Annotated in this window: 1 protein-coding gene; it reads left to right on the top strand. The window is 74.1% G+C overall.

What is annotated here, in order from left to right; translation table 11 throughout:
• A partial coding sequence (locus AC3DEV_RS17275) for an HNH endonuclease signature motif containing protein (RefSeq protein WP_488372921.1) occupies positions 1 to 259 on the top strand: 259 nt, incomplete at both ends.

Genomic DNA, 259 nt, shown 5'->3' with positions numbered 1-259 from the left:
GGCCCGGCCACCATCGACGCCCTCATCGAACTACTCACCCGCAGCACCGGCGCCACCATCACCGTGCCCGACACCGCACCCGGCGCCGCAGACACCCCCCACCACGCCCACCGCTACCGCATCAGCGACCGACTGGCCCACCGCATCCGCCTACGCGACGGCACCTGCCGCCACCCCGGCTGCTCCGTCCCCGCCGACGCCTGCGACATCGACCACGTCCGCCCCTTCAACCACACAGACCCCACCGCCGGCGGCCCGA

This window comes from Dietzia sp. IBK-p2-15D (assembly GCF_057773105.1).
The sequence above is the reverse complement of the archived record's forward strand: the minus strand, read 5'-3'. Positions and strand labels throughout refer to the sequence as shown.